Annotated in this window: 12 protein-coding genes and 2 riboswitches; all 12 genes read left to right on the forward strand. The window is 56.6% G+C overall.

Annotation, left to right across the window (positions count from 1 at the left end):
* Nucleotides 1–2,397, forward strand: coding sequence for a DNA topoisomerase (ATP-hydrolyzing) subunit B (gene gyrB, locus AC11W3_RS13560; protein ID WP_484088874.1), 2,397 nt, complete (start codon nucleotides 1–3; stop codon nucleotides 2,395–2,397).
* 446 nt (nucleotides 2,398–2,843) lie between these two features.
* Nucleotides 2,844–2,905: riboswitch (Fluoride riboswitch) on the forward strand.
* 52 nt (nucleotides 2,906–2,957) lie between these two features.
* The gene (locus tag AC11W3_RS13565) at nucleotides 2,958–3,767 is read left to right on the forward strand and encodes a phosphatase PAP2 family protein (RefSeq protein WP_484088873.1); all 810 of its coding nucleotides are present in this window, start codon (nucleotides 2,958–2,960) and stop codon (nucleotides 3,765–3,767) included.
* A 48-nt stretch (nucleotides 3,768–3,815) separates the two neighbouring features.
* Nucleotides 3,816–4,571: an ABC transporter ATP-binding protein gene (locus AC11W3_RS13570; RefSeq protein WP_484088872.1), complete on the forward strand. Its 756-nt coding sequence runs from the start codon at nucleotides 3,816–3,818 to the stop codon at nucleotides 4,569–4,571.
* A gap of 16 nt (nucleotides 4,572–4,587) precedes the next feature.
* Nucleotides 4,588–5,379, forward strand: a complete 792-nt coding sequence (locus AC11W3_RS13575) for an ABC transporter permease (protein ID WP_484088871.1) — start codon at nucleotides 4,588–4,590, stop codon at nucleotides 5,377–5,379.
* Nucleotides 5,380–5,441: 62 nt separating this feature from the next.
* Nucleotides 5,442–7,334: a DUF190 domain-containing protein gene (locus tag AC11W3_RS13580; protein ID WP_484088870.1), complete on the forward strand. Its 1,893-nt coding sequence runs from the start codon at nucleotides 5,442–5,444 to the stop codon at nucleotides 7,332–7,334.
* A gap of 18 nt (nucleotides 7,335–7,352) precedes the next feature.
* Complete coding sequence (locus tag AC11W3_RS13585) at nucleotides 7,353–7,823, forward strand: HAD family hydrolase (protein WP_484088869.1); 471 nt, start codon at nucleotides 7,353–7,355, stop codon at nucleotides 7,821–7,823.
* Nucleotides 7,824–7,845: 22 nt separating this feature from the next.
* A complete protein-coding gene (locus tag AC11W3_RS13590) occupies nucleotides 7,846–8,529 on the forward strand; it encodes a phosphatase PAP2 family protein (protein ID WP_484088868.1) in 684 nt (227 codons plus the stop codon).
* Nucleotides 8,530–8,559: 30 nt separating this feature from the next.
* A complete protein-coding gene (crcB, locus tag AC11W3_RS13595) occupies nucleotides 8,560–8,937 on the forward strand; it encodes a fluoride efflux transporter CrcB (RefSeq protein WP_484088867.1) in 378 nt (125 codons plus the stop codon).
* Between the two features lie 12 nt (nucleotides 8,938–8,949).
* Complete coding sequence (locus AC11W3_RS13600; protein ID WP_484088866.1) at nucleotides 8,950–9,258, forward strand: DUF190 domain-containing protein; 309 nt, start codon at nucleotides 8,950–8,952, stop codon at nucleotides 9,256–9,258.
* A 163-nt stretch (nucleotides 9,259–9,421) separates the two neighbouring features.
* Complete coding sequence (locus tag AC11W3_RS13605; RefSeq protein ID WP_484088865.1) at nucleotides 9,422–10,114, forward strand: iron-sulfur cluster assembly scaffold protein; 693 nt, start codon at nucleotides 9,422–9,424, stop codon at nucleotides 10,112–10,114.
* Between the two features lie 19 nt (nucleotides 10,115–10,133).
* Nucleotides 10,134–11,132, forward strand: coding sequence for a GGGtGRT protein (locus AC11W3_RS13610; protein WP_484088864.1), 999 nt, complete (start codon nucleotides 10,134–10,136; stop codon nucleotides 11,130–11,132).
* 36 nt (nucleotides 11,133–11,168) lie between these two features.
* Nucleotides 11,169–11,234, forward strand: a riboswitch (Fluoride riboswitch).
* 825 nt (nucleotides 11,235–12,059) lie between these two features.
* On the forward strand, nucleotides 12,060–13,326 hold a 1,267-nt coding region (locus tag AC11W3_RS13615; protein WP_484093159.1), incomplete at its 3' end, for a TonB-dependent receptor plug domain-containing protein.

Below are 13,326 nucleotides of genomic sequence, written 5' to 3' on the forward strand. Positions count from 1 at the left end.
ATGAACCAAGAACACGGCGATTACGGTGCGGATAAGATCAAGGTTCTGGAAGGGCTCTCTGCGGTAAGGAAACGGCCGGCGATGTACATCGGCTCCACGTCCGCGCAGGGCCTGCATCACCTGGTGTACGAGCTGGTGGACAACTCCATCGACGAGGCGCTGGCAGGATACTGCGACTCCATACAGGTCGTCATCCATCTCGACGGCTCGGTCACGGTCGAGGACAACGGCCGCGGGATTCCTACCGACATGCATCCGACCGAGGGGAAGTCGGCCGCGGAGGTCGTTCTCACGGTCCTCCATGCCGGCGGCAAGTTCGACAACACTTCCTACAAGGTTTCCGGCGGCCTGCACGGCGTCGGCAGCTCCGTCGTCAACGCCCTCTCGCAGAGGCTTGACCTGGAGATCCGCAGAAACGGCAGGATCCATACCCAGAGCTACGAAAAAGGGGTGCCGCTGGCTCCGCTTTTAGAGGACGGCGAGACCAAGAAGCGTGGCACCAAGATCACCTTCATGCCGGACGGCGAGATCTTCGAGACCGTCGAGTTCTCCTTCGACGTCCTCTCGCAGAGGCTTCGCGAGCTGGCCTTCCTGAACGCGGGCGTGAGGATCAAGATCCACGACGAGAGAAGCGACAAGGGACACGACTTTTTCTATGAAGGCGGGATCAGGAGCTTCGTCGAGTATCTCAACCGCAACAAGAACGCGGTGAACCCGGAGCCGATCTACATGCGCGGCGAGAAAAACGGCGTCGATATCGAGATCGCCATGCAGTACAACGACTCGTACGACGAGAAGGTCTTCACCTTCGCCAACAACATCAACACGCATGAGGGCGGCACCCACCTGATCGGTTTCAAGGCGGCGCTGACCCGCACCATGAACACCTACGCCAACGCCAACAATCTCCTGAAGAACGTGAAGGTGGCCATTTCCGGCGAGGACCTCCGCGAAGGACTCACCGCGGTCATCTCGGTCAAGATTCCCCAGCCGCAGTTCGAGGGGCAGACCAAGACCAAGCTCGGCAACTCCGAGGTCAAGGGCTATGTCGAGACCATGGTGAACGAGAAGCTCGCCACCTACCTCGAAGAAAACCCGGCCATGGCCAAGCGCATCCTGGAGAAGTCCATCGATGCCGCCCGCGCCAGGGAAGCAGCCAGGAAAGCCAGGGAGCTGACCCGCCGCAAGGGAGCCCTCGAGGTAGGAACCCTCCCCGGAAAGCTTGCCGACTGCCAGGAGAAGGACCCGGCGCTCTCCGAACTCTTCCTGGTCGAGGGTGACTCCGCAGGCGGCTCCGCGAAGCAGGGTCGCGACAGGAAGTACCAGGCGATCCTCCCGCTCAAGGGCAAGATCCTCAACGTCGAGAAGGCCCGCTTCGACAAGATGCTGGCCTCGCAGGAGATCAGGACCCTGATCGCGGCGCTCGGCACCAGCATCGGCAAGGACGATTTCGACATCTCCAAGCTCCGCTACCACAAGATCATCGTCATGACAGATGCCGACGTCGACGGCTCGCACATCCTCACCCTGCTCCTCACCTTCTTCTTCAGGCAGATGATGGAGATGATCGAGCGCGGCTACCTCTACATAGCCCAGCCGCCGCTCTACAAGATCAAGCGCGGCAAGAAGGAGCAGTACCTCAAGAACGAGGCGGCGTTGCAGAACTACCTCCTCGAGGAAGGTACCGAGGACATGACCCTGAAGCTCGGAAGCGACGAGCGGGTGTACCGCGGCAAGCAGATCATCCCCATCCTGAACCAGCTGATCGACTACGACACCATCTTCGAGAAGGTGGTCAGGAAGGGTGTCAACGAGCAGCTCCTGCGGATGTTGCTCAAGTGCAACATCAAGAACGGCTTCGAGGAGCTGACCGACCTCCTGCCGCAGCTCCCCAAGCTCAAGGAAGCTTTCCCCGAGACCGACTACGTGGTCAACGACGGAATCAGCATCACCTTCAGCTTCGGCAACCTGCGAGTGAGGGTGGACCAGCAGATCATCGCCATCCTCAACTCCTACGAGTACGGGCTGTTGATGGAGAACTACAAGCGGGTCTCCGCCGTTTTCGGCGCCGGAAAGACGACCACCGGCAAGGCGAGCATATACGCCGAGGAAAAGCTGGTCTTCGAGACCGAGAAGCAGGAGGAGATCCTCTCCTTCTTCCTGGAGACCGCCAAGAAGGGCCTCTACATCCAGCGCTACAAAGGTCTGGGCGAGATGAACCCGGAGCAGCTCTGGGAGACGACCATGCACCAGGAGAACAGGGTTCTCTTGCAGGTAAAGATCGAGGACGCCGTGGCCGCCGAGGAGATCTTCACCGTGCTCATGGGCGACCAGGTCGAACACCGTCGCGACTTCATCGAGCAGAACGCACTGAACGTGTCGAACCTCGATATATAGCTACTAGAGTTAATTGTATGCTGTTTGTAATGAAGGGAAGGCGGCAACCGCATTCCTTTCAAGCTAATTTCTCAGCTTCAGTTTAGCGGCAGCGTGCCCGTGATCGACATTCAACAGTACGCCAAGTGGTTGATAAAGTAGCCAGTAAATGAATTGGAGGAGGGACCTCGCCTCGCAGGGCGTCCCTCCCTCCATTACACCATTCATGGAGTCACTAGGGTCGATCTCTATCGCTCTTCTCCTTCGCAGCACGATCCGCCACCATGTTCACTGCCCAGCAAGAGGACGTGTAGATTCTGCGGCGCTGAACTTCAGTCCATAGGAGCATTGCAAGCGGGAAGCACCAACCGGCCCAAGATGGCCCGGGCGGCCAGTTGCTGAGACCTCGAAGGACAATGCCGACAGTTGAGGCTTGACTTCACTCAGATTCTCGGCTACATTTCGTGAAATTTTGTGGCGATGGAGTTCGCCTAAACCGCTTGCAAAAGCTGATGACTCCTGCTCTTCATTCGAGGGCAGGAGTTTTTTTATTTCATGATTAGTAATCACTAAGGAGTGGCATGCGTTTTCTCTTCTTCTGTGTCGTATTTCTGACCCTCTCAGGTGTTTGTCTCGCTGACGAAAACATATTCAACAGCTCAAAAGCTCTCAAAGAAGAAACCCTTCGGCTAGGGGATGAGGCGCTTCAGGTTGTGAAGACGCCGGTCGATACCGACGGTTACGGTTTTGTCGGAACGTTGGCTGTGGCCGGAGCGGTCGGGATCACTTATATCTACGACGACGACATTCGCAACAAACTCCAAGGGATCAAAAGCCAAGGGCTTGATAGGGCCGCCGATGCAGGGACTTTCATCGGTGACCCATTTTTGCATCTCGGTATTGCAGCTGCGATCTATGGCGGTGGAATTCTCACAGAGTCGCCGCAGTGGAAGGAGAGGGGTGAGTTGCTTGGGGAGTCGATTGTTTTAGCCGATGCAACAACGCTCTTGCTGAAACAAGCTATTGGACGTGCTCGCCCGTTCGTGAACGGAGATAAAGGAAGCTTCAGACCGGCACAGTTCAGTCGTGACTACGATTCATTACCTTCAATGCACACCTCTAGTTCTTTCGCAATGGCATCGGTGATGGCGGCAACAACCGACAGCATCGCTACTAAAGCTCTCTTTTATTCGACTGCCAGCTTTGTCGGGTTTTCGCGCATGTATCAGGACAAACACTGGGCAAGCGATGTGGTGCTCAGCGCGGCTATCGGTGAACTCTGCGGACGAATCGTGACTGCAGCTCACGCAACAAAGGGGGGCACGAGGGTGTCCTTTATACCGCTCGTTTCTCAAAATTCAGCCGGCGCGGCCCTTTCCGGGACATGGTGAGTATGAATAGATCAGCGATGCGACCAAACTACCGGAGTGTCCATTATAGTGTCTGAAATTGCAACGGAAGCCATGGTTTGTCTTGATAACGTCGGCATCGTAAGAAAAGGCCGGGATGGCCGAAAAGCCACCATTATCGAGAATGTCTCCTTCAAGGCGCAGTGTGGTGAGATCACCGCGATGATCGGTCCCTCCGGAGGCGGGAAAAGCTCCCTGATAAGGCTCATTAACCGGCTAAGCGAGCCCACTACAGGTAAGGTGTTTGTCGACGGTGAGAATATAGCTGAGGCAGATCCTTTGCTGCTTCGCCGTAAGGTCGCAATGGTGATGCAGAAGCCGTACATGTTCGAGGGTTCTGTGCTGTCCAACCTGCAGCGGCCTTTTATGTACTGTCAACAGCCGCTTCCTCAACTGGACTCTCCATCGGTGAGGCAGGTGATGGAAATGGCGAGGATTGCTCCTGATCTGGCCGAACGCGATAGCCATACTCTTTCTCTTGGGCAGCAACAACGGGTGAGTCTCGCCCGGGCTTTGATCACCAGTCCTCAGGTACTCCTTCTGGACGAGCCGACAAGCGCCCTCGATCGGCCGACAGCAGACCACCTGGCAACAACCTTTCATGATATCTGCCGCAACCATAAGCTCACCGTCATCCTGGTTACTCATGACCTGCGACTGGCGGAAAAGGTAGCGGATCACCTGATATTCCTGGAAAGCGGACAAATGGTTGAGGCAGGACGGGCCGAAGATCTATTCGCTAATCCCCAAACCTCAGCGTTGCGGGCATTTCTGGCCACTGCATGATAACAGAAGGATCGCTATGAACAATCAGCAAATAGTGAACATCAACCTGTTGAACCTCGCTGCAGCCTATGGCTTGGTACTACTCGCAATCGGGCTGGCCCGCCTAAGACGTGTTGGACAGGAATCACAAATTCTATGGGCCTCGATAAGGATGGGGCTTCAACTCGTTGCGGTAGGATACCTGCTACATCTGGTCTTTGCCGTGAGGAACCCGCTTGCAGTCATCTCCATCCTATTGGTGATGGTTGCCTTTTCATTGCAAGTGATGGGGAGTCGGATCAAAGAGAAAATGCCACACTTTTACAAAGTCATGGCCGGCTCGATTTTAGTCGGTTGCGGCGGCGTGACCTTTCTGTTTTGTGGATTGGTCGTCGGCTACTCTCCTTGGTACGAGCCTCGTTACCTGATCCCTTTGGCTGGAATGATCATCGGGAATTCCATGAATGGCGCAACCCTTGCGGCTGAGCGTCTCTCCGCTGAGATGCACGGACAACGAGACGAGATTGAAACCGCCCTATGCCTTGGAGCGACTGCACGTCAGGCATCGGATACCGCAATGCGCCGGGCCTTCCGCGCTGCGCTGCTGCCGACGTTGAACACGATGGCTGCCATGGGGATTGTATCCCTCCCGGGCATGATGACCGGTCAGATCCTGTCGGGCACCGACCCGATTGTCGCGGTCCGCTATCAGATCGCCATCATGTGCGCCATGACGTGCTCAGTGGCTATCACGTCTTTCCTGATTCTGCTCCAAGGGTACCGACAGTATTTCACCCGAGCTCACCAGTTGGTTGAGGAAGTTGTATAGATACACCAGCAGTACTCCCTCCATTGAGGGCTCTCAGACATTAAATCGACGAGGATACCCCCATGCCGTTTCGCTGGGATGCACAAGAACACGTCGCACAAGGCCGTTATTTTCTCAAGTGGTTGACCATCATTTCCCCCCTGGCCGCAACGATCGGAGCGGCATGTGCTCTTTTCTTATGGAGCCTAGAGCAGGTGACTCACATGCGCCTTGGTCAACCGAGCCTCCTGTTTCTTCTTCCCGTTGGCGGGATGCTGGTGGCAGCCTTGTACAAATGGTGCGGTAAATCCGCCGAGGGGGGGAACAACCTGATCGTGGAACAGATCCACGAACCCGGTGGCGGGGTGCCAACAAGGATGGCTCCCTTGATTTTGATCGGTACAGTGGTCACCCATCTTTTCGGGGGCTCGGCGGGCCGGGAAGGAACGGCCGTACAAATGGGCGGAAGCATCGCCAGCACCTTCGCCAGGTGGTTCCGTTTGAGCGACCAGGACGTGCGCATCATGTTGATGGCCGGTATTGCAGGTGGCTTCGGCGCCGTCTTCGGAACTCCGCTGGCCGGGGCGGTCTTCGCCATGGAGGTGTTGATCGTGGGGAGGATGACGTACGAGGCGCTGATTCCCTGCCTGATCGCCGGCATCGTCGCCGACCAGACCTGCGGGCTTCTGGGAATAAAGCACACTGCTTACCAGATCACCTCTGTTTTTCATTCGGCGGCAGACGCAGCTTCACATGCGCCGCACCTTGACCCGCTGCTGTTAGGAAAGGTAGCCCTGGCAGCCGTCGCCTTCGGTCTGGTAAGTGTGCTTTTCGCCGAGTTGCAGCACAGTATCCAGCACCTGTTCAAGACGATCGTGAGCTGGCCCATTTTGCGCCCCGCCATCGGCGGGTGCATCGTTATTGGTTTGGTGTACTTGGTCGGCACCCGTGATTACCTCGGTCTCGGCGTAAATGCGGCGGATCCCCATGCTGTCACCATCTCTTCCTGCTTCAGGCCGGGTGGCGCAACGGGATGGAGTTGGTGGTGGAAGGTCCTCTTTACTGCAGTGACGTTGGGGAGCGGCTTCAAGGGGGGGGAAGTCACCCCCCTTTTCTTCATCGGAGCTTCACTGGGAAACGTGTTGGCGCGATTACTTGAGGCGATTCCCCAAACGGATCTATTCGCAGGACTTGGTTTCGTTGCGGTATTTGCCGGCGCAACCAATGCACCACTGGCCTGCACCATCATGGGCGTCGAACTCTTCGGCTCCGGGGCGATGATCTACATCGCTGTCGCCTGCTATCTCGCCTACCTTTTCAGCGGGCACACCGGGATCTATCTTTCCCAACGAATTGCGGTCCCGAAAACTGCAGCTCCCCTCCTGCCGCCTGACGCATCCCTCAGGACTACTCGAGAACTGTCGCCCAGCTTCCCGGAACGGATGCTTTACATACTGAAAACACCACCGGCTGTATTCGAAGACGTTCAAGAAAACGAAAAGGAAAAAGGAGAAGAGCAGATGCCCACCCGTCACAGGGTCGTCTCAAAGGAGATCGGCCAGCTACGCATTTACCTGACCCCGAAAGAGAAGCGCGGTAATTCCAGCATCCGGCAGAAGCTGTTCGGAAAATCTTTGTACCAGGAGATTATCCTCGCTGCCAAGGAGGCTGGCATTCTGAACGCGACTGCCCACCACACCTATTACGGCTACAGTGGAGACGGCAAGATCGAATCCGGTGGCATGTCCGAAATGCCCAACGCATCGCTGAATATGTGCGTCGAGCTCATTTCCCCACGTAAGGATCTGGAGTTGTTCGTCCGCAAGCACGGAGAGCTGTTAAAGGACAAAGTACTGGTTTACAAGCACATGGAGCACTGGAACATCAGCCAATATGGCATTGAAATCATGCAATCCGATGTTGAAGAACTGGATGCCGATCTACCCCTCAAGGATCGTAAAGCCTTAGCCAGTTGAGTTGCGGAGGTGGAGGATATGCTCCAAATTGATATTCCGGCCTTTGGCAAAGTAGAAGCACTTCACCTTGTTTCCGATTTTACCGGCACCCTCTCGGTGGATGGAATCCTGCTGCCGGGGGTGAGCGCCCTGCTTGAGGATGTAGCACACGTCGTAAAAGTGCACGTGCTGACGGCGGATACATTTCACAAGGCTAACGAAGCACTGCGGGATGTACCCTGTGAGGTCACAATCCTTTCCAGCGATCAGCTTGATCGGCAAAAAGAGCAATACGTACAGAAGTTAGGAGCGGAGCAAGTGGTTGCGATGGGCAATGGCGCTAATGATCATCTGATGCTGAAAGCTGCACGCATCGGAATTGCGGTTATCGAGGGTGAAGGGTGCGCTGTGAGCGCACTGATGCACGCCGATATCGTGGTGCGTAGCGTTTCTGAAGCGCTGGACCTGCTGCTACACCCAAAACGCTGCATGGCGACGCTACGCAGGTGATGAAACTACTATGGAGATTTGCATGACCAGATCCACAGCTGTACAAATCGTTATCATCGGCACCTTGCTCGTCATCGGCACGGCATTGATCGCCACCAATGGCTGGGATATGCAACTCGCCCAGAGATACTACGTGCAAGGTTCCGGTTTCCTGACTGGGGACTTACAACCCTGGCGTGGTCTGTATTTTTACGGCGAGTGGCCTGCATTTGTAATGGCAGCAGCGGCTTTGACCGTTTTCATCGCCAGCTATTTCAAACTCAACTTGGCGAAGCACCGGGTTGCCGCACTTTTCCTCGTACTTTTGCTGGCGATCGGCCCGGGCCTTCTGGCCAATGCAGTTTTCAAGGATCACTGGGGGAGGCCTCGTCCTCGCCAGGTGCAGCAATTCGGCGGGAAGATGACATTCCATCAGCCGTGGCAGCCTGGTCCGGCACCAAGAAATGCTTCCTTTCCAGCCGGTCACCCGACGATCGCATTCTACCTGTCTGCTCCCTTTTTCTTTCTGCGAAGAACCAGGCCCCGGCAGGCATATTGCTGGCTCTGGGGTGGCATTGCCTACGGGATCGTCATGGGGGTTGCCCGCATCCTCCAGGGGGGTCACTTCCTAAGCGATGTCCTCTGGAGCGCAGGTTTCGTCTATTTGACTGCAATAGCTCTTTCTGCACTGCTACGTCTTGATGCCAAACCACCGTTGACAGCATAGACAACTGCTGTCTTAAAGGAGAAGGCAAAGATGAAGATCGCCGCTACTATTGCCCTGTTCTGCGCCGGTGGAGGTCTTACCCGTTACTACCTATCCGGATGGGTCTACGCCCATCTTGGTGGGGCCTTCCCATTCGGCACCTTCGCCGTCAACATCCTTGGCGCTTTCTTAATCGGCCTGGTCATGGAACTAGGTCTCCGCAGCACGCTCATTCCCGACACTATCCGCCTGGGGCTCACTGTAGGCTTCATGGGAGGCCTCACCACGTTCTCCACCTTCAGTTACGAGACCTTCAAGTTACTTGAGGACGGCCAGTTCGTCGTGGCTTTCGCCAACGTCCTGGTAAGCGTATCGGTGTGCCTGCTGTTCACCTGGCTGGGGATTTTTAGCGTTCGATCAATGACATAGGAGGAGGAAATCATGACTAAGCTTATAGGCGAAAAAGTACTGATGCGCATTTTCGTCGAGGAGACTGACCGTTATGCCCACAAGCCGCTCTACGCCGGAGCCACAGTCATCCGTGGCATAAGCGGTTTCGGTGCCCACAGCGTTTATCACACTCAAAAGCTGCTGGATATCTCGGCCGACCTGCCGCTGATCGTGGAGGTGGTCGATAGCCAGGAGAAGATAGATTCGATCATGCCGCGCATAGACGAGATGATGACCGGTGGCATGATCACACTGGAACGGGCCCAGGTCATTCGCTACACGCCCAAGGAACCAAAATAGGCGAGCGAAATTCCTTGACTTGCCCAGCCGCTATAGGTTAATCGTTTTTAACGCTTCCTTCATCCGGAAGGCGACCGCTTTATCCATTCTGCTCCACCATTCTTTACTATTCTTTACTATTCATAACCAGACCTGAAGCACAATAAAAGGAAGGAGGGGTTTGATGCTCTATTCGGCTGAAGTGGACAAGATGACTTGCGTGGCGAAAGGGGCGAACCATGGCCCGGCGCCGATTCCGCAGGAAGGGAGATGGGTGCAGGCTAAAGAGGTAAAGGATATCTCCGGCCTGACTCATGGTGTCGGCTGGTGTGCGCCGCAGCAGGGGGCCTGTAAGCTGACGCTGAACGTGAAAGACGGACTTATCGAGGAGGCGCTGGTGGAGACCATTGGCTGCTCGGGGATGACCCATTCGGCGGCCATGGCAGCGGAGATCCTTCCCGGCAAGACCATTCTGGAGGCGCTCAATACCGACTTGGTATGCGACGCCATCAATACCGCAATGCGGGAACTGTTCCTGCAGATCGTCTACGGTCGCTCTCAGACTGCTTTCTCTGAAGGCGGCCTTCCCATCGGAGCCGGCCTGGAAGATCTGGGGAAGGGGATGCGCAGCCAGATTGGGACCATGTATGGCACCACGGCCAAGGGTGTGCGCTACTTGGAAATGGCAGAAGGTTACGTCACTAGGCTGGCCCTTGACGGTGACAACGAGGTGATCGGTTACGAGTTCGTCCACCTGGGGAAGATGATGGAGATGATCCAGAAGGGTGTCGACGCTAACGAAGCATTGGCCAAGGCGACCGCGAACTACGGCCGGTTCGATGAGGCTGTCAGCACTATCAATCCCCGTCACCAATAATCGCCAAGGAGATACTGACATGGCTCTTTTTGAAGGATACGATCGCAGAATCGAAAAGATCAACTCGGTGCTGGCAAAATACAACATCGGCTCGTTAGAGGAAGCGCGCAAGCTGTCTGAAGAAAAGGACGTTAATATCTACGGAATCGTCAAGGGCATCCAGACCATCTGCTTTGAGAACGCCTGCTGGGCCTACATACTCGGCGGCGCCATTGCGATAAAGAAGGGAGAGACCCGTGCCGTCGACATCGCCCGCTCCCTCGGGGAAGGATTGCAGGCGTTCTGTATTCCAGGCTCGGTCGCGGAGGACCGTAAGGTCGGAATCGGTCATGGGAATCTCGCATCCATGCTGCTCTCGGAAGAGACAAAATGCTTTGCTTTCCTTGCGGGGCACGAGTCCTTCGCAGCAGCGGAAGGAGCGATCGGGTTGGCCAAATCGGCCAACAAGGCAAGGAAGGAACCGTTGCGGGTGATCCTGAACGGTCTCGGCAAGGACGCTGCGCAGATTATCTCGCGCATCAACGGCTTCACCTACGTGCAAACCCAGTTCGACTACGCCACCGGCAAATTGGGAATCGTGCGCGAGATCGCCTATTCCAAGGGAGATAAGGCCAAGGTCCGCTGCTACGGCGCTGACGATGTCCGCGAAGGGGTTGCCATCAACCATCACGAGGGTGTCGATGTTTCGATCACCGGCAACTCCACCAATCCCACCCGTTTTCAGCACCCCGTGGCCGGAACCTATAAGAAGGAGTGCCTGGAGCAAGGAAAGAGATACTTCTCTGTGGCCTCAGGAGGAGGCACCGGGCGTACCTTGCATCCCGACAACATGGCGGCCGGCCCCGCTTCTTACGGCATGACCGATACCATGGGCCGGATGCACTCCGACGCCCAGTTCGCCGGCTCTTCGTCCGTCCCCGCTCATGTGGAGATGATGGGCTTTCTCGGCATGGGGAACAATCCAATGGTCGGAGCATCCGTAGCGGTGGCGGTAGCCTTGGAGGGAGCCCTTAGATAGCCCGCCTTGACACTGGGACTTTTACCGTTAACATTAATGAAAATCGGCGCTGGAGTTCGCCTTAACCGCTTTGCTCGCGAAGCTAATGACTCCTACCTTGCATCAACAGGGTAGGAGTTTTTCTATTTTGGGAGGGAAGTATGTACGAGATTTGGGGCCTGGCTGCCCTCTGGCCCGGATTGGCTCTCATCGCCACGTTGATTTCCGTATGGTTTGGGATTGCCACCCCCTTTCGGAAATAGTCGTAGGAACGGTGGCCCAGCTGATCATCGGTGCGCTAGTCGGCACGACCATGGGAGCCGACCGCCATGGACCGGTCTCACCTTCGGCTCCATATCCGCCCTTTTCGGCCTCACTCATGAAATCATCAATCAACAGCAATACTCGGTCCTTATCGCCGCGGTCATAGCAAGTGCAGTGGTGCCGACAATAATCGCCAACGCCTTCTTCATCCCTAAGTATCTGCTTCCAAAACACGACACCGATCAGAGTGTTTGAACATTTGTCATGGCATCCTGGGGCCGTGCCTTGCGCTGCTGCAGGCAAGAGGCACGACCGTAGGGATCGTCACCGGGTTCGAAGAGCGGGTCAGATAGAAAAGAGCCGTTTTTCCGCCACTGGGAAAGCGGCTCTTTTCATGACACAGACCGCCAGCTGATTCTCCTTCTCCCCTGCCGCTGGTCCACCTGCATCACCAAAGAAATCGGCCCGGTATCCCGGCGTCGAGCTTTACTTAATGAGCACTCTTGTGGTACTTTTCCAGCTGCGCCGCGGCGAAATGACGCCCGCTTCAGCCACCGACTCGATGTTATGAATAACTGCTGCTTGAGGGTGCTGGATTCATTGGATTTTAGGGAAAGTTACAAAACCGGTTTAGTCCTGACAGCTCTCCTTCTGTCCGCTTTCTCACCTGCACGGGCCGCCGAGATGGAGGACCGACAGACCATCGGGCTCTTCGGCGAAGAACAGCCCGTGACATCCCCCTCCCCCCTCCCCCGTCCCACATCGAAGATCGCGGAGAACGTCACCGTCGTCACCGCAGACGACATCGTCCGCCTTAACGCCCATACCCTGGCGGAGGTGCTGCAGACGGTTCCCGGCATCCAGCTCGACTTCAACCCCAGGACTCCCGGTACCTTCACCTTCTTCAACATCCAGGGCGCCCTCAATTCGACGGTGCTGGTGCTGATCGACGGGATCCGCCAGAACGATCACGACCAGAATATGGTTTCGCCGGGGCTGATCCCCGTCCAGCAGATCGACCGCATAGAGATCGTCAAGGGTGCGGCCTCCGGCTCCTGGGGGTCGGCACTGGGCGGCGTCATCAACATCGTCACCAAAAGCCCCAATCCGGAAGCCCCCATTTCGGGGATGGTTTCCTCCTCGATCGGCAGCCGCCTCACCTCAGACAGCCGTGCCGAGCTGGGCGGAACAAAAAACAGCTTCGGCTACTACCTGACAGCAGGACATCTCAGCTCGGACGGCCTCTCCGCGCATACAGGCACCAGCGCGGACAACCTGTACGGCAAGCTCTCCTACACCCTCCCCGGCCAGGGAACGGCGACCTTCGGCCTTTCACACCTCGAGGACGGGGCGGCACAGGGTGAAGGGAGCTACCAGGGCTTTCTCATCAGGCAGGATGGTGATAGCCGGCATGACTACGCTTTCCTGAAGTTTCAACAGCCCCTGGCAGACAAGCTCGGCTTCGATATCGCCGGCTATCTCAGGGAATTCGACGACCGGGTCCAAGGCACCATGCGTAGCGAGCTGGAGAGCTTCTCCAGGGAGACCTCGGTAAAGGATTCCAGCCGCGGTCTGAACGCCAGCGTCACCTGGGGAGACAGCAGGAACAACCTTGTCGCCGGCGGGGAATACGCCCGCGTACACGCCAGCTTCTCAATGGTCCCGAGCTCCCCTTACTCGTACGACCGCGGCTGGGACAGCTACGCCGGGTACTGCACCGCTTCCTTGTCCCTGGGCCGGCTGTCCATCCTTCCCGGGGTACGCTTCGACAGTACGGGATTTTCCGGCGACCACCTGAGCTACTCGCTCGGTCTCACCTACCTACTCGCCCGGGAGACGACCCTGCGCGCCTATGCCGCCCGCGGATTCTCCCTGCCGATGCTGGCTTACGATACCGGGACCCAGAAGGTGAATACTGGGCAGGTGGGGATAGAAACGGGAGCCGTTCCCC

This window comes from Geomonas sp. (assembly GCF_056994735.1).

Excerpts from the sequence above, each read along its gene's own strand:
- gyrB (WP_484088874.1), top strand. The coding sequence starts at position 1 with ATGAACCAAGAACACGGCGATTACGGTGCGGATAAGATCAAGGTTCTG.
- AC11W3_RS13610 (WP_484088864.1), top strand. The coding sequence starts at position 10,134 with ATGGCTCTTTTTGAAGGATACGATCGCAGAATCGAAAAGATCAACTCG.
- AC11W3_RS13580 (WP_484088870.1), top strand. The coding sequence starts at position 5,442 with ATGCCGTTTCGCTGGGATGCACAAGAACACGTCGCACAAGGCCGTTAT.
- AC11W3_RS13590 (WP_484088868.1), top strand. The coding sequence starts at position 7,846 with ATGACCAGATCCACAGCTGTACAAATCGTTATCATCGGCACCTTGCTC.
- AC11W3_RS13575 (WP_484088871.1), top strand. The coding sequence starts at position 4,588 with ATGAACAATCAGCAAATAGTGAACATCAACCTGTTGAACCTCGCTGCA.
- crcB (WP_484088867.1), top strand. The coding sequence starts at position 8,560 with ATGAAGATCGCCGCTACTATTGCCCTGTTCTGCGCCGGTGGAGGTCTT.
- AC11W3_RS13585 (WP_484088869.1), top strand. The coding sequence starts at position 7,353 with ATGCTCCAAATTGATATTCCGGCCTTTGGCAAAGTAGAAGCACTTCAC.
- AC11W3_RS13605 (WP_484088865.1), top strand. The coding sequence starts at position 9,422 with ATGCTCTATTCGGCTGAAGTGGACAAGATGACTTGCGTGGCGAAAGGG.
- AC11W3_RS13565 (WP_484088873.1), top strand. The coding sequence starts at position 2,958 with ATGCGTTTTCTCTTCTTCTGTGTCGTATTTCTGACCCTCTCAGGTGTT.
- AC11W3_RS13600 (WP_484088866.1), top strand. The coding sequence starts at position 8,950 with ATGACTAAGCTTATAGGCGAAAAAGTACTGATGCGCATTTTCGTCGAG.